The organism is Insolitispirillum peregrinum (genome assembly GCF_900156605.1).
Lineage (GTDB): Bacteria > Pseudomonadota > Alphaproteobacteria > Rhodospirillales > Rhodospirillaceae > Insolitispirillum > Insolitispirillum peregrinum.
This window is the reverse complement of record NZ_FTOA01000004.1, coordinates 513922-538961: the sequence shown is the minus strand read 5'-3', so window position 1 is coordinate 538961 and position 25040 is coordinate 513922. Positions and strand designations below refer to the sequence as shown.

Below are 25040 nucleotides of genomic sequence, written 5' to 3'. Positions count from 1 at the left end.
CTGGATGAGCACGCTCCCCCCTCTCCTGACCGGTCGCATTGCCGCGTTGGGGGAATGCATGCTGGAACTGCGACAAGGCCCGGGCGGTCTGGTGCTGGGCTTTGGCGGCGACACCCTTAATACCGCTGTCTATATGGCTCGCCTGGGGGCCGCTGTGGACTATGTGACGGCACTGGGCGATGACGGCCACAGCGCGCAGATGGTGGCCGCCTGGCAGGCCGAAGGTGTCGGCTGTCAGCATGTGTTGCGGTTGCCGGGGCGGGTGCCGGGTCTGTACATGATCGAGACCGACCCCACTGGCGAGCGGCGCTTTTTGTACTGGCGGGACTCTGCTCCGGCGCGCGAGCTGTTCACCCTGCCGCAGACACCCGCCCTGCAACAGGCGCTGATGTCCTGCCCGATGCTGTTCCTGTCCGGGATCAGTCTGGCGATCTGGGGCGAGCAGGGGCGGGCGCAGTTGTTCGCCTTCCTCGACCGTTACCGGCAGGCCGGGGGGCGGGTGGCCTTTGACACCAACTGGCGGCCCCGCCTGTGGGCCGACCGGACACAGGCGCAGGCGGCCTATCAGGCAATGTTGCAACGGACCGACCTTGCCTTGCCGGGCGAGGAAGACCTGAGTGCCCTGTATGGCGATCAGGGGGCCGAAGCGGTGATGGCGCGGGTGGCGGCGTTCGGGATTTCCGAAATCGTGCTGAAGCTGGCACAGCCCGGCTGTCTGGTGCGCTGGGGAGGCCAGCAGGTGGCGGTTCCGGCGGTTTCTGGCGTGCAGGTGGTCGATACCACGGCAGCCGGAGACAGCTTTGCTGCCGGTTATCTGGCGGCGCGCCGGACCGTTGGGCCTGCGGACGCTGCGGCGGTTGGTGCCCGGTTGGCGGCGGTGGTGGTGGCCCATCCCGGCGCGATCATTGACCGGTCGGTGATGCCGGTGGGACTGTTGGCCCAATAAATGGTCACTGAACCGGGGAGGTCAAAAGGGCGGCAAATGCGCTTTTGACCTCCCCGTTTTTATGGAGAAATGGTCCTGTTGTCCAACCGATGAAAGACGCAAAAAACGCTCCCGATTCGGTGCAACCATGATTTGATGGCAAATGTGTACCAAAAGCCCATTTTCACGACATAAAATAATCCTGCCTCTGGTTTTCTCCCCGGTCATTTGGTCCAATGATTGGACCAAAAAAGAATATTATTTTAATATGGTATTGTTTGCGACTGTTGACGATCGTTTGTGTGCGATGCACCCTCGCGGGGCCTGAAAACGATTGTTTCCCGGAAGAGCCTCCGGGAAAGAAACAGAATGAAAATATTTTATATCATTATGTTAATGACTGATTGGTCGGCCATTTCAACCTGTGTCAACGATCTGTCGCAAAACCTTCGCACCTGCAAAAACAGACGTTCTTCCGGAGTTTGCGATTTTGCCGCTTTGGTGCCGGTGATACCATCCGCTCCATAAGGTCCAATAATAGGACCCAAAATCAAAACATGGGGAATGGGTGGTCATGTCCGGGACAGCAACCTCGACAGTCAAAACGATTTTTGAGCGGCTGCGGCTGGAGCTGGTCGAACAGTACCACCCCGGTGACCTGCTGCCCAATGAACGCCTGCTGGCCGAACGGTTCGGGGTCAGCCGCAACACCATCCGCGAGGTGGTGATTTTCCTCGAAGCCTATGGGCTGGTGGAAAAGACCCAGCGCGGCCCGCGTGTGCGCGCCCCCGATGCCGAGGCGATGTTCCGCATCGTCAGCCAGATGTTTGACCGCAGCCCGCAGGCCTACAACGATGTGCTGCATTTCCGTCGCCTGATCGAAATCGGCACGCTGCCCGAGGTGGTGGATCACATCACCGACGACGAAATCCGCGATCTGGAGCGCTGTGCACTGCTGATGGAGCAAGCCCCGACCATCCGCGAAGCGGCCGAAGCCGACTTTCGGTTCCACGCGATGCTGGTGGTGGCGTCCCGCAACGTGATCCTGGCCAAGCTGTACGAGGCGATGGCTCAGCCGCTGATGTATTACCTCGAAATCGGCAAGAGCAACCGGGGTCTGGAAAGCACCACCAGCAACCATCACCGTAGCATCATCGACGCCCTCAAGGCCCGTTCCTACCGGCTGTTGCGCGATGCCTGCGAAGACCATTTCCGCTTCAGTGCCAAGGTGCTGGATCAGGAAACCGCCCATACCCGCCCCTCTGTCTGACCGCCTTTCCACGCCGTGACCGCGTAAGGATACCATGATGAAAGCCTTGATGATTGCAGGCGAAAACAGCTGTGTTTTCCACGATATTGCCCAACCCGTTCCCGGCCCCGGCGAAGTGCTGGTGGCGGTGCGCCACGTTGCCCTGTGCGGCAGCGACCTCAACACCTTCAAGGGTCTGAATCCACTGGTCAGCCTGCCGCGCATTCCGGGGCATGAAATCGGCGGGGAAATCGCGGCGGTGGGCGAGGGCGTTCCGGCTGAATTCGCCATTGGCAGCCGTTGCATTGTCATGCCCTACACCAGTTGCGGCACCTGCCCGTCGTGCCGTCGTGGCCGGGTGAACGCCTGCCGTGGCAACCGGACGCTGGGCGTGCAGCAGGAAGGCGGTCTGGCGGAATACATCGTTCTGCCCCATGGCAAGGTGATCCTGAACACCACGCTGGCACCGCGCCATCTGGCGCTGGTCGAGCCGCTGTCGGTGGGCTTCCATGCGGTCGATCGTGGCCGGGTCAGCAAGGACGACACGGTGGTCGTGCTGGGCTGCGGCATGATCGGCATGGGGGCGATTGCCGGTGCGGTGCACCGTGGCGCACGGGTGATTGCCGTCGATGTCGGCGCCGCCAAGCTGGACATCGCCACCCGCTATGGCGCCAGCGCGGTGATTGATGCGGGCAGCGAAGACGTGTTGGCGCGGGTGGCCGAGCTGACCGGCAACGATGGCCCGGATGTGGTGATCGAAGCCGTGGGCCTGCCGCTGACCTTCACTCAGGCGATTGACATGGTGGCCTTCACCGGTCGGGTGGTCTACATCGGCTATGCCAAGGAGCCGGTGACCTACAAGACCCAGCTGTTCAACCTCAAGGAACTGGACATTCTGGGCTCGCGCAATGCGACGATGGCTGATTTTCAGGCGGTGATTGCCTATCTGGAATCCCTGAGCACGCCGCCCGATGACATGATCACCAAGGTGTTCCCGTTCGCCGAAGCCGATCAGGCCCTGCCGTACTGGGTGGCCGAGCGTGAAACCACCCTCAAGCTGATGATCGAGCTGTAAAAACAGCATGCCTCTACGCAGGCGGGGGGAGGGTCATCTCCTGCCTGCTGGCATGTACAGGATGGCGGGTGAATTGGCATGACGACCGGACCGGGGATCTCCCCTGCCGGGCCGATTCTTCCGGCCATCGTCCGAGACTGGTGGCGCAGCCACCACGCAGTGAGACCGATGGGGCGGGGCAAGCGCCCGATTGACAGAAGAAACAGGAGGAACGCAATGAAACGGATGCTGTGTGCGGCGCTGACCGCGTTGGCGATGATGACCGGTGTGGGCGGAGCCAATGCGGCCCCGACAACCGAAGTGATGGTGGCCTATGAAAACAATCCGGGCGAACCGCTCGACAAGGTCATGCATTACTGGGCCGATCTGGTGGCCGAAAAAAGCGGCGGCAAGGTCGCGCTGAAGCTCTATCCCAGCTCACAGCTGGGGGCCAAAAAGGACGTGATGGAACAGGCAATGATGGGGATGAACGTCATCACCATCGCCGACGTCGGTTTCCTGCAGGACTATGACCCGGACTTGGGCATCCTGTTCGGCCCCTACCTCAGCGACAGCCCGGAAAAGCTGTTCAAGATTTATGAAAGCCCGTGGTACCTGCAGAAAAAGGAAGCCCTGAAGGCCAAGGGCATCCATGTGGTGCTGTCCAACTACCTGTATGGTGTGCGGCACATTCTGGCGAAAAAGCCGATCCGCACCCCGGACGACATGAAGGGCCTGAAGATCCGCGTTCCGAACAACGTGATGCAGATCAAGACCATCGAGGCGATGGGCGCGACCGCCACCCCGATGCCGCTGGCTGACGTCTATCCGGCGCTGACCACCGGCCTGATTGACGGGGTGGAAAACCCGGTGTCGGTGCTGTACGGCGCCAAGCTGCACGAAGAAGCCAAGTTCCTGAGCAAGGTCGGCTATCTGACCAACACCTCGATCTGGCTGGGCGGCGAAGCCTATTTCAAGACCCTGCCGGCTGACGTGGTGACCCTGCTGGAAGAAACCGGTTATCAGGCCGGTCTGTACAGCCAGAAGGTTTCCGCCGAGCAGGACGCCGAGCTGATCGAGAAGATGAAGGCCGCCGGTGTGACGGTGATCGAACCGGAGGTGGCAAAGTTCAAGGATGTGACCAAGGTTGTCTACACCCAGTTCCCCAAGTGGTCGCCGGGTCTGTATGACACCATTCAGCAGCAGCTGAAATAAGGCCTGTGATGGGCGTGGTTGCGGTCTCCTGAACCGCCCCGGTCAGATGGCTGGCTGTGCCAGCGCCCGCTCAACGGGTTCTTGACCAGCATTTTCCGCACAACAAACAACAGGTGGGTGGCCCCTTGGGGTCACCCCTCCGGGGTAAACACCATGGGTGTGATCAATCGTATGGCAACTGCCATAGCCGGTTCGGCTCTGGCTGCCTTGGTGCTGATGACGATTGCGGCGGTGATCGCCCGCTACGTCTTTGATGCACCGTTCCACTGGACGGAAGAAGTCTCCGGCCTGCTGATGATCTGGATCGTGATGATCGGGGCGATCGTTACCGAACGCGACGATCAGCATCTGACCATTCCGGTGCTGGTTGATGTCCTGCCGCCCCGGGTTCAGGCGGCGGTGTCGCTGGTGGTCACGGGCCTGTCGGTGGCCATTCTGGGCTATGGCGCCTGGCTGGGCTGGCTGCTGGCCAAGGCTGCCGAGTCCAAGCTGACCGGCGTTTTACAGTTTTCGTGGTTCTGGATTGACCTCGCCTATCCGGTTGGCTCGGTGGGGATCGTGGTGTTCCTGCTGGCGAAAATGCTGCGTGATCTGCGAACTCTGCTGCGGGGAGACCACTGATGTCCTGGCCGGTTATCATCATCCTGATGCTGGGGCTGTTTGCCCTCAACATGCGCCTGTACGTGGCGATCATCGCCGCCGTGCTGGCGTACTTTATCTTCTTCAGCCGCTTCCCGGATCAAATCGCCATCCAGCGTCTGATCGGGGCGTCGCAGAACATGTCCCTGCTGGCGATTCCGTTCTTCATCCTGCTCGGCACGCTGATGGAATACACCGGGGTGGCGCGCCGGATGCTGAAGGTGGCCGATCTGCTGGTCGGCAAACTGACCGGCGGCATGGCGTTGACCAACGTGATGCTCAGCACCCTGCTGGGTGGGGTCAGTGCCTCGAACCTCGCCGATTGCGCCATGCTGACCCGCATGCTGGTGCCGGAAATGGAGCGCAGCGGCTATAATCGTGCCTTTGCCGCCGCCGTGACCGCTTCGGGGGCGTTGATCACCCCGATCATCCCGCCGGGCATTGCGCTGATCATCTATGCGCTGGTGGCCGATGTGTCGATTGGCTCGATGTTCATGGCCGGGGTGGTGCCGGGCCTGCTGATGTCGGCGATGCTGATGGTCACCATCTATATCGTGTCGAAAAAGCGCGGCTACAAACCGGCGCGTGAAACCTGGCCGACCCGCAGCGAAACCCGCCGGACCCTGCTGGATGCCTGGCCGGTGCTGGTGCTGATCGTGTCGATCATTGGCGGCATTCGTCTGAACATCTTTACCCCGACCGAAGCCGGAGCGGTGGCGGTGGGTGTGGTGCTGCTGATCGGCTTTGTGATTTACCGCGAAATGCGCCTTGGGCACGTCTCGCACGCCCTGACCGAGACCTTCAAGTCAACCGCCTCGGTGATGCTGGTGATCATGGCCAGCTCGGCGCTGGCGTGGATCCTGTCGCTGGAACAGGCGGCGCAGCAGATGGCGGTCTACATCACCTCGCTGACCGACAACAAGTATGTGTTCCTGCTGGTGATCAACCTGCTGCTGTTGCTGTTGGGGATGCTGGTCGAAGGCAACGCCATCCTGATCGTGCTGGTACCGTTGATGATGCCGACGGTGGCCCATTTCGGCATCGACCCGGTGCATTTCGGGATCATCGTGATCGTCAATCTGGCCGTCGGCTGCCTGACGCCGCCGGTCGGTACGGTGATGTTGCTGGTGTGCAATCTGGCGAAGGTGAAGATCGTTGACTTCCTCAAGCAGGGGGCACCGCTGTTCCTCGCCCTGCTGCTGGCCTTGCTGCTGATCACCTTTGTGCCCGAGTTGTCGCTGTTGCTGGTGCATTGATCGGCTTCGGGACACCTGCGGTTTTTCCTCCCCCCTGACGTGCTGTAAGCGAAAGATCTTCCGATGGCGCAGTATATCAAAATCAATCCCGCCGATACCGTTGTGGTGGCCCTCGAGCCGCTGGACAAGGGCACGGTCCTGCCCGCGCTGGGTCTGACCCTGCTGGATGACATCCCGCGCGGTCACAAGCTGGCGCTGGTCGATCACGCGGTGGACCAGCGGGTGATCAAGTACGGCGGGGTGATCGGCAAGGCGATTGTGCCGATTGCTGCCGGGGCGCATGTCCACGCCCACAACATCAAGACCACTCTGGGGGGAGTGGAAGACTATCAGTATGACGGGGCGCAGGATGACCCGCTGGTCGGTGACGGCACGATGCCGACCTTCCCGGCCTTTGTGCGCAGCAATGGGGAAATCGGCATCCGCAACGACCTGTGGATTATTCCGCTGGTCGGCTGCATCAACGGTCTGGCCCGCAACGCCGCCAAGACCTTTGAGGCCACCGGCGCGCTGCCTGCCGGGTCGCGGGTGCTGGTGCTGGAACATCCCTATGGCTGTTCGCAATTGGGCGATGATCTGGACAACACCCGCAACATCCTGCGCGCGCTGGCGATCCACCCCAACGCCGGTGGGGTGCTGGTGATGGGGCTGGGCTGTGAAAACAACACCCGCGCCCTGTTTCAGGCCGGGTTTGAACATCCCGACCCGCAACGCCTGCGCTATCTGGTGACGCAGGAGGTCGAAGACGAGCTTGACGCCGCCCTGACGGCGATGGGCGAGCTGGCGGCGATCATGCAGACCGATCAGCGGCAGCCGGTTGGCGTTGACCGCCTGCGGGTGGGCCTGAAGTGCGGCGGCTCGGACGGTTTGTCGGGGATTACTGCCAACCCGCTGCTGGGGGCTTTTTCCGACTGGCTGTGTGCCCACGGTGGCGCAACAGTGCTGACCGAAGTCCCCGAGATGTTCGGAGCCGAGCATCTGTTGATGGAGCGGGCGGAAACGCCCGAGGTGTTCAACGACATCGTGCACCTGATCAACGACTTCAAGGATTACTTCATCCGCCACGACCAGCCGATCTATGAAAACCCCTCGCCGGGCAACAAGGCCGGGGGCATCAGCACGCTGGAAGAAAAGTCGCTCGGCTGCACCCAGAAGGCAGGCAAGGCGCTGGTGCGCGACGTGATCCGCTATGCCCATCGTATCCGCAAGCCGGGCCTGACCCTGCTGGAGGCTCCGGGCAATGACGGGGTGGCGGTGACCGCGCTGGCGGCGGCGGGCTGCCATCTGGAACTGTTCACCACCGGACGCGGTACGCCGCTGGGTGGCATTGTGCCGACGATGAAAATCGCCACCAACTCGCCGTTGTTCGACAAAAAGCCGCACTGGATGGACTTCAACGCCGGTCCGATTGCCGAAGGCACATCGACGGTCAACGAGATGCTGCCCGCCTTCATCGACGCCATTCTGGCCGTCGCCAGCGGCGATTTTGCGCGCAACGAAAAGAACGGTGCGCAGGAAGTTGTGATCTTCAAGTCCGGCGTGACGCTTTAGAGCATTGTGCGAAAAGCGGGAACCGGTTTTCGCGAAAACAATGCGACAAATCAAAATGTGAGACCAGCATGCCTGCGTCAGGTCACGGTACGCGACAGTAAGGAAACAAGGACGTGGAGCGCTGCTCCACACCTCGCTGGGGCCCTTAGGCCCCAGACCCCATTCCTTTGATCATAAAAGAAAAAAAATGGGGGTTCGGGGCCTCAGGCCCCGAGCGGTTCGGGCGGCAGCCCGCTCTTTAAACCTTATTGTCGTGTCCTGTTGCGTGAGGTTTAACGCACGCTGGTCTAAGTATTTCTGCCAAAAGGATACCCCGTCCATGACGACGACCTTCCCCCGCCTGAGTGCCGCCCTGCCGGTGGCGCAGGGCAAAGCCCGCCCGACCCCGCGCATCATCCAGTTCGGGGAAGGCAACTTTCTGCGTGCGTTCTTTGACTGGAAAGTGGACCGCCTGAACGAAGCCACCGGAGCCGACTGGGGGGTGGTGGTGGTGCGCCCGATCGCCGGGGGCATGCCGCATACTCTCAATGAACAGGACGGCCTCTATACCGTGCTGTCGCGCGGGGTCGATGACAGCGGCACGGCGGTGTCGGAGTCCCGGCTGGTCGGCTGCATTCGCCGTGAACTGTCGGCGCACAGCGAGTGGGAGGCGGTGCTGGACCTGGCCCGCACTCCCGAGATCACGGTGATGGTGTCGAATACCACCGACGCCGGGATCGCCTATGTGCCGACGGTGGCCTATGGCGATGCGCCGCCAGTGTCGTTCCCGGCGAAGGTGACGCGCTATCTGCATGAACGCTGGAAACACTTTGGCGGTGCGCCGGAAACGGGCCTGCAGTTGCTGGCCTGCGAGCTGATCGACCACAACGGCGACGAGCTGCGCCGGATCGTGTTGCAGCACGCTGCCGAATGGTCGCTGGAGCCGGGCTTCATTGCCTGGGTCGAGCAGCACAATGCCTTTTACAACACACTGGTTGACCGCATCGTTCCGGGCTTCCCGCGTGCCGACGCCGACGCCCTGCGCGCCGAACTGGGCTATGACGACCTGTTCATGACCACCGGCGAGCTGTTCCACCTGCTGGTGATCGAACGCAAGCCGGGGATGCCGGACTTGCGCCTGCCGCTGGGGCAGTATGATGCCGGGACGATCATCACCGACGATGTGACCCCCTACAAGGCGCGCAAGGTGGCGATCCTCAACGGGGCGCACACCGCGCTGTGCCCGCTGGCGATGTTGGCCGGTATTGCGACGGTGGGCGAGTCGGTGACCAACCCGGTGGGGGCGCGCTTCCTCGATCGTCTGCTGGGCGAGGAAATCATCCCGCTGCTGTCCCTGCCAAAGGCCGAGCTGCAGGACTTCGCCGACGCCGTACTGCGCCGTTTCCGCAATCCCTACATCCGCCACCTGTGGCACGACATCAGCCTGAACGGGCTGGTGAAGTACCAGACCCGCGACCTTGACCGCCTGCTGGGCTACGCCGAGGAATTCGGCTCGTACCCGCGCCTGCTGTCGCTGTCGCTGGCGGCGTGGCTGGTGTTCTACCTCGGCCGCTTCCCGGCTGCCGAGACCCTGCCGCCACGGGATGCACCGGAGATTCTGGCCCGCATCACCGCCATTGCCGCACTGGATCAGGGCAGCGACGGTGTGGCGGCGATGGTGGCCGCCTATCTGCAGGAACCGGCATTCTGGGGCCGCTCGATCGACACCCCGGCCCTGCGCAAGCAGGTAACCCACTGGTTCGGCGTGCTGACCGAAGCCCCGTTCAGCTTTGACCGGCTGGGCGAGATTGTCCAGTAACGACCAGCGATGAAAAGAGTGGGCGACGGCCCACTCTTTTTCTCCAGGTGCCCTGTGCTGTGGGCCCACATTCAAGGCCCACAGTTCCCGGATTCATGGCCCAGTCATCTCATTGGGGAACATTGTTGGATACAATGCCTTTAGTCGCTTCAATTCCTGTTCTTTCCGTTCCAGCTCGGCGCTGGAGGGAGGTGGTGGCGGTTCTGGCTTATAGTCGGGGTACATGGTCGGGTACAGGGCGGCCAGTTTCTGCTGTGCCGGATCGAGTTTGGCCTGCTGGTCGAGGGATTGCGGAGAAGGCTGAGGGCCTGTCAGCAGGGTAGAACGCGCTTCTGTCGATAACGGGGCAGCTTTATCTTTATCGGTTGATTCTTGCGGCGCTGGATTGTCCTTGTTTTGTTCTTTATTTTTTTCGTCAGTTTTACTCTGGGTATCCCGGTTGGGCTTTGTCGAAGAGGGCTCCTTGTTCGGAGAGGGGGGAAAGGTTTTCGGGTACCGTGCCCGATACTCTTGTGCCTCGGTAGACCGCTCAATGGCCTCCCAGCGGGCGCGCTCTTCCTCAGACCAGGTTGTGGGATCCCCGGTCAGAAGGTTGGCTTCAGCAAGGCGCCGTGCGGCAAACCCCGCGACACTGTTGCTGTTTGAACGATACAGAAGCTCTTGACGGGCCGTGACTCGATCACCCTTAAGCCACGCCGCGGTCATCTTGGGAGCGCGGACGCCATTATAGGCCAGAGAGGTGAATGCGGCCTGTTCCTTTGATCCCTGCATGGATTGGACAATCTGTTCCGCTTCTTGAGCAGTCCAGCCATTGTTTTGTGCTATTTTTGCTATTCTCTGGTTTGCAATATCATTATGCTTGTCCCATTGTTTTTTGGCCATCCCAGTGATTTGGTCCTCGCTGAGGGTGAATCCAAACTTGTTGTCTTCTGTTTTTTCGTTATTTCTTTTCCATGCAGGGATTATTTTGTTAATATTTTTTATTTCTTCCCCTTTTTCTATATCGCTCCTGTTTATTTTATTTAGTACTAATTGAAGTGTTTCTTTCTATTTTTCAGAAAATTGATATGGATGGTCAAGATTTATTTCTTTTCCGATTTCATCAAGACTTCGGAGAGAAAATTTTTTATCCTTGTTTTTACTAAAAAGGGCTGTTCCTGCCCCCATTGTTGGTATGCCCTCCGTATCGCTATAGATGCGTGGAACATATCCTTCAAATGTATTTAGGTGCTCTGTCGCGACACGATTATATTCTTCTAGCGGGATTGGAGGCGGCGCAACAAATTTTCTTCCAGCCTCTTTTTGTGTGTTTTCAGTAGATTTTTCGGAGCCCATGATTATCCAGCATTATTGTCGTTGGGGAGATTATTTTTCTCTCTCAAAGAGATTCACGATTGGGCTTTTCATGCCATTCTCAAGGAAGAAATACATGATGCATGGCTTCATTTCATTGTATTTATCCATGTCTTCTTTATTTAACCTGTCAATATAGTCTTTAACTATATCATATTTTGTTGTTATGCTCATTTCATTATTATTTTTATCGATACCGACAAAAGAATACTGACTGTCATCAGCATACTTCTTCTTCTGGAACGTTGTTTTTTCTCTTCCCTTTACGGTGAGGGTCGCCCTCTCCTTCTCAATGCGGAGAACGAAGAAGGGTTTGTCGGTGGGGGCCCAGTACAGTCTTTCGGGAGTGCCGAAATGGTCGATGGAATAGGTGCTGTGCCACGTTCCCTCGACCGGCGCGCAGCCCTGTGGCGCATCTTCAGCGTGGGCGGTGCTGATGGCGAGAAGAGACGCGAATGCAAGGAAGACGGATTTCATGGAGTGCCTGTCAGGAGTGATGTTCAATATTGGAACATATATAGAACAATTCTTTTGACAGGGCAACTCATTTTCACGCATAGGCTGTCTCGGAGGGCATGCCATCGGTGACGTAGCCAGTTCCTTCGCTCAGCCCAACCGTCTGCGATAAATCAACAGAACGGGGTCCGGGGCCTTTCGGCCCCGGCGAGGTGTGGAGCAGCGCTCCTCGGTCTTTTTGTTTCCTGTGCTTTTTCAAACGCAAATGCGTCGTCGCAGATGGTCCATCTGCTCGGGATTTGAGTCTGTTCCTTCAGCAAATGCGTCGTCGCAGATGGTCCATCTGCTCGGGATTTGCGTTACTCCGCCAGCGCCCAGTCGTTGCCGTTGACGCTCAGCATGCGGAACGAGTCCAGCGTCAGGCCCATGTGGTCGGTCGGCGACATGCCGAAGGCACCGCTGACCCCGATGTACAGGTCGGTGCTTTCCAGCGCGTCGCGCACCTTGGCGCGGTCGGTGGAGTTGGCTTTTTTGATCGCGTTGACGGTCAGCATCAGCCCGTCATAGGCATAGCCGCCAAAGGTCGAGGTATCCTGATTCCACCGTGCCTTGAAGGCGTTGTTGTAGGCGGTCACCACCGGCTTTTGCGGATCACCGGCGGGCAGCTTGTCGGGGATCAACTGCGCCGGAGACGGCAGGCGCACGCCGTTGGCGGCATCGCCCGCCAGCTTGAGGAACTCGTTCGAGGCCACCCCGTGCGACTGGTACAGCGGGATGGTCAGGCCAAGCTGCTTGTAGTTCTTGGTCACCAGCGCCGCCCCTTGTCCCAGACCGAACACGAACAGCGCCTGCACGCCAGTGGTGTTCTTGATCTTGGTCAGCTGCGGGCTCATGTCGGTGTCTTTGGGGCCATAGGTTTCATTGGCCACCAGCGTGATGCCGTATTTGCTGGCAACCGCTTCGGTTTCCTTTTTGCCCGACTGACCAAAGCCGCTGGTTTCCGACAGCAGCGCCACCTTGCTGATGTTGCGCTTCTGCATGTCGGCGAACACCTTTTCCGCCGCCATGCGGTCGGTGTGCGGGGTCTTGAACACCCACTTCTTCACCGGGTCGACGATCACCACCGCGCCCGCCAGCGAGACGAACGGCACTTCGGCCTTTTCGACCAGTGGCACCATCGACATGGTGGAGCCGCTGGTGGTGCCGCCGACGATCACGTCCACCTTGTCGTCTTCGATCAGGCGCTTGGCAAAGCTGTTGGCCTTGGTGGCGTCGCTGCCGTCGTCATAGTGGACCAGCTCCAGCGGCCGCCCGAGGACGCCGCCGCCCTTGTTGATCTCTTCGACGTACATTTGCAGCGTTTTCAGCTCCGGGTCGCCGAGGAAGGCGGCGGGGCCGGTGACCGACAGCACCGACCCGATCCTGATCGGCTCGGCGGCGGTGGCCGGGCCTGCGCTCAGGCCAAGGACGGCGGCAGCCAGCAGGGAGGCAAGGGTTTTCATGGCGTTTCCTCCGGTTTTTTTGATGTGTGTTTGTTTTTCAAACGCGTTCGATGATCAGGGCGATGCCCTGACCCACCCCGATGCACATGGTACACAGGGCATAGCGGCCACCGGTCCGCCGAAGCTGACGGGCGGCGGTGGTGATCAGGCGGGCGCCGCTCATCCCCAGCGGATGGCCGATGGCGATGGCGCCGCCGTTGGGGTTGACGTGGGCGGCATCGTCGGGCAGACCCAGCTCGCGCAGGACGGCCAGCGACTGGGCGGCGAAGGCTTCGTTCAGCTCGATGACATCCATCTGCGCCAGCGTTAGGCCGGTCTGCGCCAGCACCTTGCGCACCGCCGGAACCGGGCCGATGCCCATGATGCGCGGCGGAACACCGGCGGTTGCCATCCCGACCACCCGCGCCAGCGGAGTCAGTCCGTGCTGCCGGGCGGCCTGTTCCGAGGCCAGCAGCAGGGCGCAAGCACCGTCATTGACCCCCGAGGCATTGCCTGCGGTGACGGTCAGCTCCGGGCCGTTGACCCCTTTCAGGCGGGCCAGACTGTCGAGGGTGGTTTCCGGGCGCGGGTGTTCGTCGGTGGTGATCACCTTCGGGTCGCCCTTTTTCTGCGGGATGACCACCGGCACGATTTCGTCGGCAAACACCCCGGCAGCATGGGCGGTGGCCCAGCGCTGTTGCGAGCGCAGGGCAAAGGCGTCCTGATCGGCGCGGGATACAGTGAAATCGGCGGCCACGTTGTCTGCCGTTTCCGGCATCGAGTCCACGCCGTACATCTGCTTCATCCGCGGATTGATGAACCGCCAGCCGATGGTGGTGTCGTACAGGGCGGCGCTGCGCGAAAAGGCGCTGTCGCTTTTCGGCATCACGAACGGGGCGCGCGACATGCTCTCGACGCCCCCGGCCAGCATCAACGCGCCTTCACCGGCCTTGATGGTGCGGGCAGCCAGACCGACGGCATCCATCCCCGATCCGCACAGGCGGTTGAGGGTGGTGCCGGGCACGCCGACCGGCAGACCGGCCAGCAGTGCGGCCATGCGGGCGACGTTGCGGTTGTCTTCACCGGCCTGATTGGCCGAACCATAGATCACGTCATCGACCGCCTCCCAGTCCACCGACGGGTTGCGCTCGGCCAGCGCCCGCAACGGGATGGCGGCCAGATCATCGGCGCGCACGCCGGACAAGGCACCACCGTAACGTCCGACGGGAGTACGGACGGCATCACAAATCAGGGCTTCAATCATCGGAACCTGCTCTGGCAGAAGGGGGGATCAGATTTGCTTCGGGCGGTTGTCGATCACCCGTTTGGCCTTGCCGACCACCGTGCGCGGGATGGTGCCGGGGTCGAGCACCTGCACCTGGGTGCTGACGCCAACCATCGTCTTGATGTGCCGTTGCAGTTCCTTGCCCAGCGCCAGCACCCCGGCGTCACTGAGCGCGCTGGCCGAACTGGTTTTCAGCTCGCAATGGACGGTCATGGTGTCCATGTGGCCGTCGCGGTCGATCACCAGCTGGTAATGGCCGGACAGGTGCGGATTGGCGAGAATCTGTTCTTCGATCTGGGTCGGGAAGACGTTGACCCCGCGAATGATCAGCATGTCATCGGAGCGGCCAGTGATCTTGCTGATGCGGCGGAACGAGCGGGCGGTGGGCGGCAACAGGGCGGTCAGGTCGCGGGTGCGGTAGCGGATGACCGGGAAGGCTTCCTTGCTGAGCGAGGTAAACACCAGTTCGCCCTCGCTGCCGTCGGGCAGGACCTCGCCGCTGACCGGGTCGATGATTTCCGGGTAGAAATGGTCTTCCCAGATCACCGGCCCGTCCTTGGTTTCCAGACATTCGCAGGCGACACCCGGCCCCATCACTTCGGTCAGGCCGTAAATGTCGATGGCGTCAATGCCCAGCTTCTGCTCGATCTCGCTGCGCATGCCTTCGCCCCACGGCTCGGCCCCAAAGATGCCGATTTTCAGCGAGATGTCTTGCGGGCTGATGCCCAGCTGCATGAACTCGTCGGCGATCACCAGACTGTAGGACGGCGTCACCATGATCGCATCGGGGCGGAAGTCGAGGATTTGCTGCACCTGCTTGTCGGTCTGGCCGCCGGACATCGGCACGGCAATGCAGCCCGCTTTTTCGATCCCGTAATGCGCCCCCAGACCGCCGGTGAACATGCCGTAGCCATAGGCGTTGTGCACCATGTCGCCGGGACGCACCCCGGCGGCGCGCAACGAGCGGGCGACCAGCGTCGCCCAGGTGTCGATGTCGCGGGCGGTATAGCCAACCACCACCGGCTTGCCGGTGGTGCCGGACGAAGCATGCAGGCGGGCGAGTTTCTGGCGCGGCACGGCAAACAGCCCGAACGGGTAATGGTCGCGCAGGTCGAGCTTGGTCATGAACGGAAACAGCGACAGGTCGGACAACTGGCGCAGGTCGTCGGGATGTACGCCCTTGGCGTCGCATTTCTGGCGATAGGGGGCAACGTTGTCATAGGTGTGGCGCACCGACCATTTCAGCCGGTCGAGTTGCAGCGCGGAAATTTCATCGCGGCTGGCGGTTTCAATCGGGTCTAGGGGCGCGGGGACTCCGGTCATTTTGGACACTGTTCCTCTCCTGTAATCTTGTTTCTTGAGAGCTTTGAGGCACGTCGGTCCGGCGTTCTGTGGGATCAGGTCTGATCAGGGGCCGGTAAGGACGTCGCCTTTGATGCGGCTGGATTTGCCGCGGAACACCGCGATGATGCTGCCATCCTGCCGAGTGACGGTGACGTCATAGACGCCACTGCGTCCGGCGGTGGCACGTTCGGTGGCTTCGGCGCGCAGGATGTCGCCAACCTGTGCCGGAGCCAGAAAGTCAACATGGCAGGCCGAGGCAACGGTGGTGTGGTTGCCGCTGTTACAGGCATAAGCAAAGGCGGTATCGGCCAAGGTGAAAATCAGCCCGCCGTGGCAGGTGGCGTGCCCGTTGGTCATGTCTTCGCGCACCGGCATGTCCAGACAGGCGGCACCGGGCGCAATCGAAATCAGGCGCATCCCCAGCATTTGCGGGGCGCGGTCGCGGGCCCACATGGCCGCTCCGACGCGGGTGGCAAGCTCCTGTGCGGTGATCTCAGGGGTATGTTCAGGCATGTGTTCAGGCATGGCAGGGCCTTCCGCTCAACAGACAGGATCGCAGATAGGGCGACAGGCGATAACGGTCCTCGCCATAGTAGGCCGCCAGATGGTCCAGCACCTGCACCACGGTGGCGACGCCGATGCGGTCGGCCCACGCCAGCGGGCCACAGGGATAATTGGCCCCCAGCCGCATGGCGGTATCGGCGGCGGCGGCAGAGCAAACGCCATGGTGGACGGCATCACCGGCTTCGTTGGCCAGCATCGCCACCGTGCGCATCACCGCCAGCGCCGGAGAATCCACCAGCCAGGAAACGGCAATGCCCGCCGCCTGCAACAGGCCGGTGAGAGCGTGCCGTGCCGCCGGAGTACAGTGCGGCGCACAGGCCATCGCCAGCCGGGAGGCCTGCTGATAGTCAAGGGCGAGGTCCAGCACCGCCGTATCGGTGATCCCGCTGCTGGCGGCGCGCTGGGCGGCGCTGCGGCCATCGGTGGGATAGAGCACGGCAGAGCCAACGGTTGCCAGCCGGTCATCGTCGGCGGGCTGGTGCTGGCAGGCAACGCCATGGGCTTGCAAACGAGCGGTCAGCGCAGCGGTAGCCGGGTGATCCCCGTGCAGCACAATGCCGTCCGGGGCGGGGCAGTGCGGTGCCACCTGCACGTCGGGGCGCTCGCCGCCGCGATGGTCATAAAAGCCGCGTCCGCTCTTGCGGCCAAGAAAACCAGCGGCAACCAGTTCCTGCTGGATCAGCGACGGGGTAAAGCGCGGGTCATGAAAGAACGCCCGCCACACCGACGAAGTGACGGCGAAATTGACGTCGTGGCCGATCAGGTCCATCAGCTCGAACGGCCCCATGCGAAAGCCACCGGCATCACGATAGAGGGCGTCAAGGGTGGCGGTATCACTGACCTGTTCGTCCAGCAGCCGCAGGGCTTCGGCGTAATAGGGGCGGGCGACGCGGTTGACGATGAATCCCGGCGTCGAGCCGGTGCGCACCGGGGTTTTGCCCCACCCTTGCGCCGTCGCCATCAGGGTGTCCACCACCGCCGGAGCGGTGGCAAGGCCGCTGACCACTTCGACCAATGCCATGAGTGGGGCCGGATTGAAGAAATGCAGCCCGGCCAGCCGTTGCGGCGCATCAAGGGCGGAGGCAATGGCGGTGATCGACAGTGACGAGGTGTTGCTGGCGAGGATGCAGTCGGGGGCGGTCACAGCTTCGAGGCGGCGGAACAGCTCCTGCTTGACCGTCAGGTCTTCGATGATCGCTTCGATCACCAGCCCGGCCCCGGCCAGATCGTCCAGCGTGTCAACCGCCTGCAGGGCGGCGCTGGCGGCGTGGGCGGTGTCGGCGTCCAGCTTGCCCTTTTGGGCCAGCGTGGCAAAGCTGGCCCGCTGGCTAGCCACCGCGTCGGCGGCGGCTCCGGAGCGGCTGTCGTACAGGAACACCGGGTGCCCGGCACGGGCGGCGATGTGCGCGATACCGCTGCCCATCGCCCCCGCTCCGACCACTGCCACCGGTGTGGACAGAGGCAGTGCAGACATCATTCACCTGTAAAGTTGGGAGGTCGCTTGGCGGTGAACGCCGCCACCCCCTCGGCATAGTCCTTGCTCCAGCCCAGTTCGCGCATGCACATCCCCTCAAACGACAACTGCTGCTCCAGGGTGTGGTTCTGCGCGGCGTGCATCGCCTGCCGGGTGCGCACCAGCGCCTTGGTCGGGGCGACGGCCAGCCGTTCGGCCAGTTCGGTGATGGTGGCGGCAAAGGCGTCATCGTCAACGGCAGCCCAGATCAGCCCCCAGTCGGCGGCTTTCTCGGCGGGCAGCTTGTCAGCCAGCAACGCCAGCCCCATCGCCCGCGCCATGCCGATCCGCTGCGGCAGGAACCAGGTCCCCCCGGTGTCGGGAATCAGGCCGATCTTGCTGAAGGCCTGCAGGAACGAGGCGGACTTTGCCGCCACCACCAGATCACAGGCCAGCGCCAGACTGGCCCCGGCTCCGGCGGCGATGCCGTTGACGGCGGCAATGGTCGGCACGCGCAGGGCGCTCAGGCGCAGGATCAGCGGCTTGTAATTGCGCTCGACGGTGTTGCCGATGTCGGGCATCTGCCCGGCGTTGATCTGCATCGCCCGGTCGCCCAGATCCTGCCCGGCGCAGAACCCGCGCCCGGCGCCACTGATCACCAGCACCCGGATGCTGGTGTCGGTTTGCACCTGATCAAGGGCGGTGCGCAGCTCGGCATGCATTTCTTCGGTAAAGCTGTTGAGCTTGTCCGGGCGGTTGAGGGTCAGGCGGGCGATGCCGGTGCTGACCTCGAACAGGATGGTGGAAAAGGTCTGGCTCATGGTGTCCTCGTGACAGTGGTGATCGATCACAGATGATACCGACGTTGGACCACACAGAAACGATCCGCCACAAAGGCCGAGTTGCTATAGGAGGCATTGGCCGCCGGATTACCCCCGGTGCCGTGATAGTCGGAATAGGCCGCCGACTGGTTGACGAACACCCCGCCGGTCAGGTTGATCGACAGCGCCACCCGGCTGCGCACGGTGGCGGCGGTGACGGCATCGGTCATTGCCGGATCGCTGCTGTACAGGCCGACGGTCAGCGCGCCGTGGGTGCGCACGATGCGTTCGGTCAGGGTCGGCAGGTCGGCGCGGTTGGCGACCTTCACCACAAAGCTGATCGGCCCGAAGCGTTCTTCCATATAGGCGGCGTCGTCGGTGGCATCGCAGGACAGCAGCACCGGGGTACGGACCTCGGCCTGTGGATAATCGGGGTTGTCGAGCTTTTGCGACGGCAGGATCACCGAGCCGAACCGCCCGGCATTGGCATCTTCAATGCGGGCGAGGGTGTCAGCGGACTGGATCGCCCCCAGAACGGCGTGGGCCACTTCGGGCTTGGACAGGAAACCGCTGATGGCCTTTGCCAGATCAGCGCACACCTCGTCGTAGCTCTTCGGGCCGTCTTCGGTGCGGATGCCGTCGGCGGGAACCAGAATCGCCTGGGTGGTGGTACACATCTGGCCGCTGTACAGCGACAGGGTGAAGGCCAGATTGCGCAGCATCGCCTTATAGGAGTCGGTGGAGTCGATCACCACGGTGTTGACCCCGGCCAGCTCGGCGTAAACCCGCGCCTGTCGGCAATTGCTCAGCAGCCAGTTCCCGAACACCGAACTGCCGGTGAAATCGACCGAGGCGACCGCCGGATGGGTGACCAGCGCCTGCGTGTCGGTGCGGGTTTCCCCGAGGAACAGCGACACCAGATTGGGGTCCAGCCCCTGTTCGCGCAGCACCTCGCGCAGCACCCGCACGGTGAGGGCGGCGGGCAGGATGGCGTTGCTGTGCGGCTTGATGATCACCGGGTTGCCGGTGACGAGGGCGGCGAACAGGCCGGGATAGGTGTTCCAGGTGGGGAAGGTGCCACAGCCGACCACCACCGCCACCCCGCGCCCGACGATCTGGAAATGCTTTTTCATCACCAGCGGCGGGTTCTTGCCCTGTGGCTTTTCCCACACCGCTTCGGCGGGGATGGTGCTCTGCTCGCGCCAGCCATAGGCGACCGCCTCAAGACCGCGATCCTGCGCGTGCGGGCCACCGGCCTGAAAGGCCATCATCCAGCCCTGCCCGGTGGTCATCATCACCGCATGGGCAAGGGTGAAGCTGTGGCGGTTGAGCCGGTCGAGCATTTCAAGGCACACCCCGGCGCGGCCATCGGGACCGATGTCCTGCCATCCGGCCATCGCCGTTTGTGCCGCCTCCAGCAGGGTCTGCATGTCGCACAGCGGATAGCTGACCTCCAGCGTTGCCCCATAGGGCGAGCGTTCCCCGCCCAGCCAGCCGCGCTGTCCTGGCTGCTCAAGGGCGAACTGCTGGCCGAGCAGGGCGTCAAAAGCCTGCTTGCCTGCGCTGTCTGCGCCGTCGCCATAGGCCCGGGGACTGGGGGATTCGGCATAGGGCGACCAGTAGCCACGCTGATGGATGGCGTGAACGGCGGCATCCAGGGTGGCGCGGTGCTTGTCGAACATCGGATGGGGCATGGCTTCCTCATAATGGCAGGTCGGCAGGGAGCTGGGCGACATGATGCAGGCGAGGACGGGACAGAGCGGTCGCCGGGGTTCCGTCGGGGAACCTTTTTATGATGCACATGTGGCGCGAAACTCTTTTTCCTGTGTATCGTATTTTTGGATGCAGTGGTAACTGTTTTTTCGACGGAATTTTTTGGCTTTAAAATAAATAAATGTATTTCAATAAGTTAGTTGATAAAAAAATTATCAATTAGGCAATTGATTATGAATTATGTAATTTTTGCAGCTGCGAAAAGAAAAGGTGCGCTGTGCGGTGCAGCATATTTTCTTTGAAAAAATGATACAGATAATGTTGACTCAATGAAGAAATCGGTATCATAAAAGAAGGGCGAGCAAACGACTCCTCCTGATCCGGGATCTGCGGTTTCCCCCGCAATCGTCCCGCCTGCCACCGGCATTTGCCACCGGCGCAGGGCTGCCACCGATCAGGCTCCAACAAAATCATCCATATCCTTTGTCTGTGTCCCAGGGAGGCACCATGTCTATTCTCAAAGAGCGCCTGTCCGACGTGATGGAACTGCCGCCGGAAACGCCGCAGCCGAACGTCTATCCGTTGTCCTGGCAGTCGCACACCGCCAAGCTGCAGGAAGTGTGGGAAGCATCGCTGCGCGAAAACTGGGACCCGGAAAAGCTGCCGTGGGATACCCTTGATCTCGACAGCTATAGCTGGGAAGAGCGCGAATCGATTGCCTACTGGTGGACCCTGCTGTCGGTGTTCGACGCGTCGGCCCCGCCGGTGTTTGCCGAAGCGCTGGTCAAGACCTATGAGGTCCACGAGGAAGACCCGGTGCGCAAGTGCTTCTTCTCGGTCACCCGCGACGAGCAGAACCACGAAATCATGTGCGGTCTGGCGATCACCAAATTCCTTGGTCATCCCGACCCGCTGACCTACGAGCCGAAAACCGAGCTGGGCAAGCGCCTGCAAAAGAATGCCCGCTGGCTCTATTACAACGGTGGCCGTTACTGGACCGGCTACAAGAGCGCGGTGCCGCGCTATGATCTGGCAGTGCTGTTCAGCTCGTTCCTGATGGGGGAAATTGCGGCGGCGACCATCTTCAAGCAGATGTTCGACAACTCGCGCGAGCTGGTGTTCAAGGAAGCCTTCCGCAACATTGGCCGCGACGAAGGCCGCCACATGGCGATCTGCATGGCGGTGATGGAACGCGACTACCCCAAGATGGGCCCGGACAACAAGTCGGTGATCACCAAGCAGATCCGCGCCGGTTACCTGTTCCTGTCAGCGGTGCTGTTCGAGCCGCCGATGGACTTCTGGGATCTGCCCGCCGACTTCATCGACAACCAGCGCGAAGCCGAAGAAGTGGCGCGCGGGGCTGGCTTTGGCATCCCGACCTACGAGGCCAAGAAGGAAAACTGGCGCAACGCCATCATCAACCTGAAGGGTGTGCTCGACCGCTACAACATCCCGTTCCCGGCCATCCCGGAAGTGGACATTACCGGCGAAGAAGTGTCGGACACCGAGATGGACGACATCATTCCGGTGTTCTGATTGCGGATCAGAGGGAGTGACGGAGTGCCCTCCTGCGTGTTCCCGCGGGGGAGCGCTCCGGCGTTTGGAGCATTGTGCGAAAAGTGGGAACCGGTTTTCGCAAAAAAAACAATGCGACAGAACAAAAGGTTAGAGCAGCGTGCCTGCGTCAGATTGAACGCACGCTGCTCTAGAGCAAATCCCGAGCAGATGGCTCCATCTGCGACGACATATTTGCTGAAAATACAACATGTTAGAGCATTTGAAGTGATCCAGAGAGAACGGAAAATGCTCCAGGGTGGTTTCAACAAAAGAAAGGGCCAGACAATGGCACGGATCGTGATGCAGCCTTCGGGCAAGTCGGTGGATTGCACGTCGGGTGATACGGTGCTGATGGCGCTGGAAAAGGCTGGCTATGCCCTGCCGAACAACTGTCGCGCCGGGGCCTGTGGCGAATGCAAGGTCAAGGTGCTGTCCGGGCAGTTCGATCAGGGGATGGTGCTGGACATGGCGCTGTCGCAGGATGAACGCCGCCATGGCTATGGCCTGATGTGCATGGCCAAGCCGATTTCCGATGAACTGGTGATCGAATGGGGCACCGAGGACGCCCGCCCCAAGCTGTTCCCGCCACGGGAAAATGTTACCTGTGTGGTGGTGGACAAGCGGCTGATTGCGGCGCGGGTGATGGAAATCCGCCTGCGGCCGGTGGGCCAGCCGATCCGCTACTGGCCGGGCCAGTACCTCACCATCGGTGATGCGCAGAACGGCATTCCGGCACGGGCCTATTCGATTGCCAATGCTCCGCGCCCCGATGGCGAGATCGTGTTGCAGGTAGCGCGGGCCGACGATGGCCGCACCAGTGTCTGGCTGCATGACACGGTGCAGATTGGTGGCGTGGTGAAGGTCTCCGGGGCCTATGGCACCTTCATCGGCGATCCGTCGGTTGATACGCCGGTTCTCTGTCTGGCGGCCGGGACCGGACTGGCGCCGATTCTGGCCCTGGCCGAAGCGGCCCTGCGGCGCGGCTATCGCAAGCCGGTGACGCTGGTGATTTCCGCCCGCACGCTCGACGATGTCTATGGGCTGGGGATGCTGGTGTGGTGGCGGACCAAGCACCGCAACTTTGATTTCAAGATCACCCTGACCCGCGAACAGCACCCCGACCACCTGAATGGGCGGCTGGACCGGGTGCTGCCGCTGCTGTTCCCCGACCTGTCGAAGCACAGCGTGTTTGTGGCGGGCAGTCCGGCCTTTGTGGAAACCTGTGTGGCAACGGCACAGAGCCTGAAGGCACAGGCGGCGATGACCCATACCGAGGGGTTCTTTTGTCAGGATGTCGTGCAGGATGACGCCAGCAGCACGTTTGGATGATGAAAAACAGGACAGCTTGCGGCCGACGACCAGACAGCAGCTTGGCAGGAAAGGATGTTTATGATTAGGGTGGGGACGATTTCAACAGTTTTTGGTTGTGGCTGTCATGCTTGGGCCGATTGACCAGCACCTTGATGCCTTTCGTCAGCAACGCAGCGTGCAGGCAGGCTCCCTGATCATCTCGCTGTTCGGTGATGCGGTGCTGCCGCGTGGTGGCACCGTCTGGCTGGGCAGCCTGATCCGCCTGCTGGAGCCGCTCGGGCTGAACGAACGGCTGGTGCGCACCGCTGTTTTCCGGCTGGTGAAAGACGGCTGGCTGGAGGCGACCACGCAGGGCCGCCGGTCGAATTATGCCCTCAGCGACAGTGGACGGCGGCGGTTCGAGGACGCCTCGCGGCTGATTTATGCCGCGCAGGCCCCGGAGTGGGACCGGCGCTGGCGGCTGATTTTCCTGATTGGCGAGCTGACCGCCAAGGAACGCGAGCACATCCGCCGCGCCCTGTTCTGGCAGGGCTTCGGGGCGTTGAATGACGGCTGCTTCATCCATCCGGGGGCCGATCTGGCGGCGGCCTTTGACGGGCTGGTGGCCGATGGTCTGGGGCCGTACCTGAAAAACCTGATGCCGTTGCAGGCCGCCGACGCCCGCACCGGCCTGTCGGCGTCGAACAAGGACATTGCCGAACAGGCGTGGGATCTGGGCGACCTGTCGGCGGCCTATGAACGGTTTGCCGCCACCTATCTGCCGCTGCTGGTGGCGCTGAGCGGCGATGCCAGCGCCGGGCTGCGCGACGAAGATGCCTTTCTGGTCCGTACCCTGCTGATTCACGACTATCGCCGCCTGCTGCTGCGTGACCCGGAACTGCCGGAAGTCCTGCTGCCAACCGACTGGCCGGGGCAGCGGGTGCGCCTGTTGTGCAAGGACATTTACCGCCGCCTGCTGGGGCCGTCGGAACGCCACCTTGATCAGCATCTGTCGCTGGCTGACGGGTCGGTACCGGTGGCTGGCCCGACCCTGCTGGCCCGCTTTCGTGATGATGATCCGTTGCTGTCCCTGCACCGGGCAGGGTAAAAGCTCGGCATCACCAACCTCAATTGACGCAGCGGGAGGCGGCCATGGACGACGAACTGGACGGAAAGCAGGGCGTGCAGTCGCTGGAAATCGGCATGAGCATCCTGAAAGCGATGGTCGCCGGGCACCGGTCGATGATGCTGAAAGACATCGCCGCCGCCGCTGGCATGTCGCCGCCGAAGGTCCACCGCTATCTGGTCAGCCTGATCCGCGCCGGGCTGGTCGAACAGGACCCGCTGACCTCGCGCTATGACATCGGCCAGTTCGCCCTGCGCATCGGGCTGGTGGCGATTGACCGGCTGGACCGCATCCGGCTGGGGGTGGCGGCGATTTCCGATCTGCGCGACCAGTTGAACCAGACGGTGGCGCTGGCGGTGTGGGCCGACCGTGGGCCGGTGATCGTCCGCTGGGAACGGCCCCGCCGCCCGATCACGGTCAACGTGGTGACCGGTGTACACCTGCATCTGCTGAACAGTGCTGGCGGGCGGGTGTTCGGGGCGTTCATGCCGAAGGCCAAAATCGATCCGCTGCTGGCCGATGAACTGAAAACCCTGACCCTGCCCGACGCCATCCGCACCCGCGCCCGTGCCGAAGCGATGCTGGACGAGGTGCGGCGCACCGGTATTGCCACCATCAGCGAAGGCTATTTCGCCGAGGGTGTCGAAGCCGCCGCCGCTCCGGTGTTCAACTTCAAGGGCGAAATATCGATGGCGCTGGTGGTGGTCGGGGTGCAGGGGACGCTGGACATGGGCCTTGACGGCCCGCTGATTGCCGACCTGCGCCACGCCGCCACCGATTTGTCCGCGCGGCTGGGCTATGCCGGAGGAACGGCGGCGGTGTCGCCTTCCGGCCAGTGAATTGATCGTGGCGGAGAAGGGGTAAATATGCTCTGTTTCTACTATTGAGAGAATAGGCCTTGGCTACAAGG

Annotated in this window: 23 protein-coding genes; 12 read left to right on the top strand and 11 right to left on the bottom strand. The window is 61.8% G+C overall.

Going from position 1 to position 25040, the window contains the following annotated elements:
* The first annotated feature begins 4 nt into the window (after nucleotides 1-4).
* From BW995_RS13380 to BW995_RS13345, 8 genes are all read left to right on the top strand, one after another.
* The gene (locus BW995_RS13380) at nucleotides 5-946 is read left to right on the top strand and encodes a sugar kinase (RefSeq protein ID WP_076400883.1); all 942 of its coding nucleotides are present in this window, start codon (nucleotides 5-7) and stop codon (nucleotides 944-946) included.
* A 553-nt stretch (nucleotides 947-1499) separates the two neighbouring features.
* Nucleotides 1500-2195, top strand: coding sequence for a FadR/GntR family transcriptional regulator (locus BW995_RS13375; RefSeq protein WP_076400882.1), 696 nt, complete (start codon nucleotides 1500-1502; stop codon nucleotides 2193-2195).
* 34 nt (nucleotides 2196-2229) lie between these two features.
* A complete protein-coding gene (locus tag BW995_RS13370; protein WP_076400881.1) occupies nucleotides 2230-3249 on the top strand; it encodes a zinc-binding alcohol dehydrogenase family protein in 1020 nt (339 codons plus the stop codon).
* Between the two features lie 216 nt (nucleotides 3250-3465).
* A complete protein-coding gene (locus BW995_RS13365) occupies nucleotides 3466-4443 on the top strand; it encodes a C4-dicarboxylate TRAP transporter substrate-binding protein (RefSeq protein WP_076400880.1) in 978 nt (325 codons plus the stop codon).
* Nucleotides 4444-4596: 153 nt separating this feature from the next.
* Nucleotides 4597-5064 (top strand): TRAP transporter small permease, encoded by a 468-nt coding sequence (locus tag BW995_RS13360; protein ID WP_076400879.1) that lies wholly within the window; start codon nucleotides 4597-4599, stop codon nucleotides 5062-5064.
* Nucleotides 5064-6338 carry a TRAP transporter large permease gene (locus BW995_RS13355; RefSeq protein WP_076400878.1) on the top strand — a complete coding sequence of 425 codons (1275 nt, stop codon included), beginning with the start codon at nucleotides 5064-5066 and terminating at the stop codon, nucleotides 6336-6338. Before BW995_RS13360 ends, BW995_RS13355 begins: the two co-directional genes overlap by 1 nt.
* Nucleotides 6339-6401: 63 nt before the next feature.
* Nucleotides 6402-7889 carry a UxaA family hydrolase gene (locus BW995_RS13350; RefSeq protein WP_076400877.1) on the top strand — a complete coding sequence of 496 codons (1488 nt, stop codon included), beginning with the start codon at nucleotides 6402-6404 and terminating at the stop codon, nucleotides 7887-7889.
* Nucleotides 7890-8208: 319 nt separating this feature from the next.
* Nucleotides 8209-9687 (top strand): tagaturonate reductase, encoded by a 1479-nt coding sequence (locus BW995_RS13345; protein ID WP_076400876.1) that lies wholly within the window; start codon nucleotides 8209-8211, stop codon nucleotides 9685-9687.
* A 93-nt stretch (nucleotides 9688-9780) separates the two neighbouring features.
* On the opposite strand, the gene BW995_RS13340 is transcribed toward BW995_RS13345, so the two are convergent.
* From BW995_RS13340 to BW995_RS20545, 11 genes are all read right to left on the bottom strand, one after another.
* Entirely contained in the window at nucleotides 9781-10569 is a 789-nt protein-coding gene (locus tag BW995_RS13340; RefSeq protein ID WP_076400875.1) for a lysozyme family protein, read from the bottom strand.
* Between the two features lie 165 nt (nucleotides 10570-10734).
* Nucleotides 10735-11022 (bottom strand): lysozyme family protein, encoded by a 288-nt coding sequence (locus tag BW995_RS20550; RefSeq protein ID WP_139332906.1) that lies wholly within the window; start codon nucleotides 11020-11022, stop codon nucleotides 10735-10737.
* 30 nt (nucleotides 11023-11052) lie between these two features.
* Nucleotides 11053-11517 carry a hypothetical protein gene (locus BW995_RS13335; protein ID WP_076400874.1) on the bottom strand — a complete coding sequence of 155 codons (465 nt, stop codon included), beginning with the start codon at nucleotides 11515-11517 and terminating at the stop codon, nucleotides 11053-11055.
* A gap of 338 nt (nucleotides 11518-11855) precedes the next feature.
* Entirely contained in the window at nucleotides 11856-12998 is a 1143-nt protein-coding gene (locus BW995_RS13330; protein ID WP_076400873.1) for an ABC transporter substrate-binding protein, read from the bottom strand.
* Between the two features lie 37 nt (nucleotides 12999-13035).
* Nucleotides 13036-14241 (bottom strand): 3-oxoadipyl-CoA thiolase, encoded by a 1206-nt coding sequence (gene pcaF / locus BW995_RS13325; RefSeq protein WP_076400872.1) that lies wholly within the window; start codon nucleotides 14239-14241, stop codon nucleotides 13036-13038.
* A gap of 27 nt (nucleotides 14242-14268) precedes the next feature.
* Nucleotides 14269-15585 carry a phenylacetate--CoA ligase PaaK gene (gene paaK, locus BW995_RS13320; protein WP_076400951.1) on the bottom strand — a complete coding sequence of 439 codons (1317 nt, stop codon included), beginning with the start codon at nucleotides 15583-15585 and terminating at the stop codon, nucleotides 14269-14271.
* Between the two features lie 84 nt (nucleotides 15586-15669).
* Entirely contained in the window at nucleotides 15670-16131 is a 462-nt protein-coding gene (gene paaI, locus BW995_RS13315) for a hydroxyphenylacetyl-CoA thioesterase PaaI (protein ID WP_139332905.1), read from the bottom strand.
* Complete coding sequence (locus tag BW995_RS13310) at nucleotides 16124-17644, bottom strand: 3-hydroxyacyl-CoA dehydrogenase (protein ID WP_217696082.1); 1521 nt, start codon at nucleotides 17642-17644, stop codon at nucleotides 16124-16126. The genes paaI and BW995_RS13310 overlap by 8 nt, the downstream gene beginning before the upstream one ends.
* The gene (gene paaG / locus BW995_RS13305) at nucleotides 17644-18444 is read right to left on the bottom strand and encodes a 2-(1,2-epoxy-1,2-dihydrophenyl)acetyl-CoA isomerase PaaG (protein ID WP_076400870.1); all 801 of its coding nucleotides are present in this window, start codon (nucleotides 18442-18444) and stop codon (nucleotides 17644-17646) included. The genes BW995_RS13310 and paaG overlap by 1 nt, the downstream gene beginning before the upstream one ends.
* A 26-nt stretch (nucleotides 18445-18470) precedes the next feature.
* The gene (paaN, locus tag BW995_RS13300) at nucleotides 18471-20180 is read right to left on the bottom strand and encodes a phenylacetic acid degradation protein PaaN (RefSeq protein ID WP_245821445.1); all 1710 of its coding nucleotides are present in this window, start codon (nucleotides 20178-20180) and stop codon (nucleotides 18471-18473) included.
* A gap of 215 nt (nucleotides 20181-20395) precedes the next feature.
* Nucleotides 20396-20608: a hypothetical protein gene (locus BW995_RS20545; RefSeq protein ID WP_139332904.1), complete on the bottom strand. Its 213-nt coding sequence runs from the start codon at nucleotides 20606-20608 to the stop codon at nucleotides 20396-20398.
* Between the two features lie 56 nt (nucleotides 20609-20664).
* Between BW995_RS20545 and BW995_RS13295 the strand changes: the two genes are divergently transcribed.
* The 4 genes from BW995_RS13295 (at nucleotide 20665) to BW995_RS13280 (ending at nucleotide 24969) form a co-directional block, all read left to right on the top strand.
* A complete protein-coding gene (locus tag BW995_RS13295; RefSeq protein WP_076400869.1) occupies nucleotides 20665-21693 on the top strand; it encodes a diiron oxygenase in 1029 nt (342 codons plus the stop codon).
* A gap of 306 nt (nucleotides 21694-21999) precedes the next feature.
* The gene (locus BW995_RS13290) at nucleotides 22000-23043 is read left to right on the top strand and encodes a 2Fe-2S iron-sulfur cluster-binding protein (protein WP_076400868.1); all 1044 of its coding nucleotides are present in this window, start codon (nucleotides 22000-22002) and stop codon (nucleotides 23041-23043) included.
* A 106-nt stretch (nucleotides 23044-23149) separates the two neighbouring features.
* Complete coding sequence (gene paaX / locus BW995_RS13285; protein ID WP_175617076.1) at nucleotides 23150-24112, top strand: phenylacetic acid degradation operon negative regulatory protein PaaX; 963 nt, start codon at nucleotides 23150-23152, stop codon at nucleotides 24110-24112.
* A gap of 44 nt (nucleotides 24113-24156) precedes the next feature.
* On the top strand, nucleotides 24157-24969 hold the full coding sequence (locus tag BW995_RS13280; protein ID WP_076400867.1) for an IclR family transcriptional regulator: 813 nt from the start codon (nucleotides 24157-24159) through the stop codon (nucleotides 24967-24969).
* The last annotated feature ends 71 nt before the right edge of the window (nucleotides 24970-25040 follow it).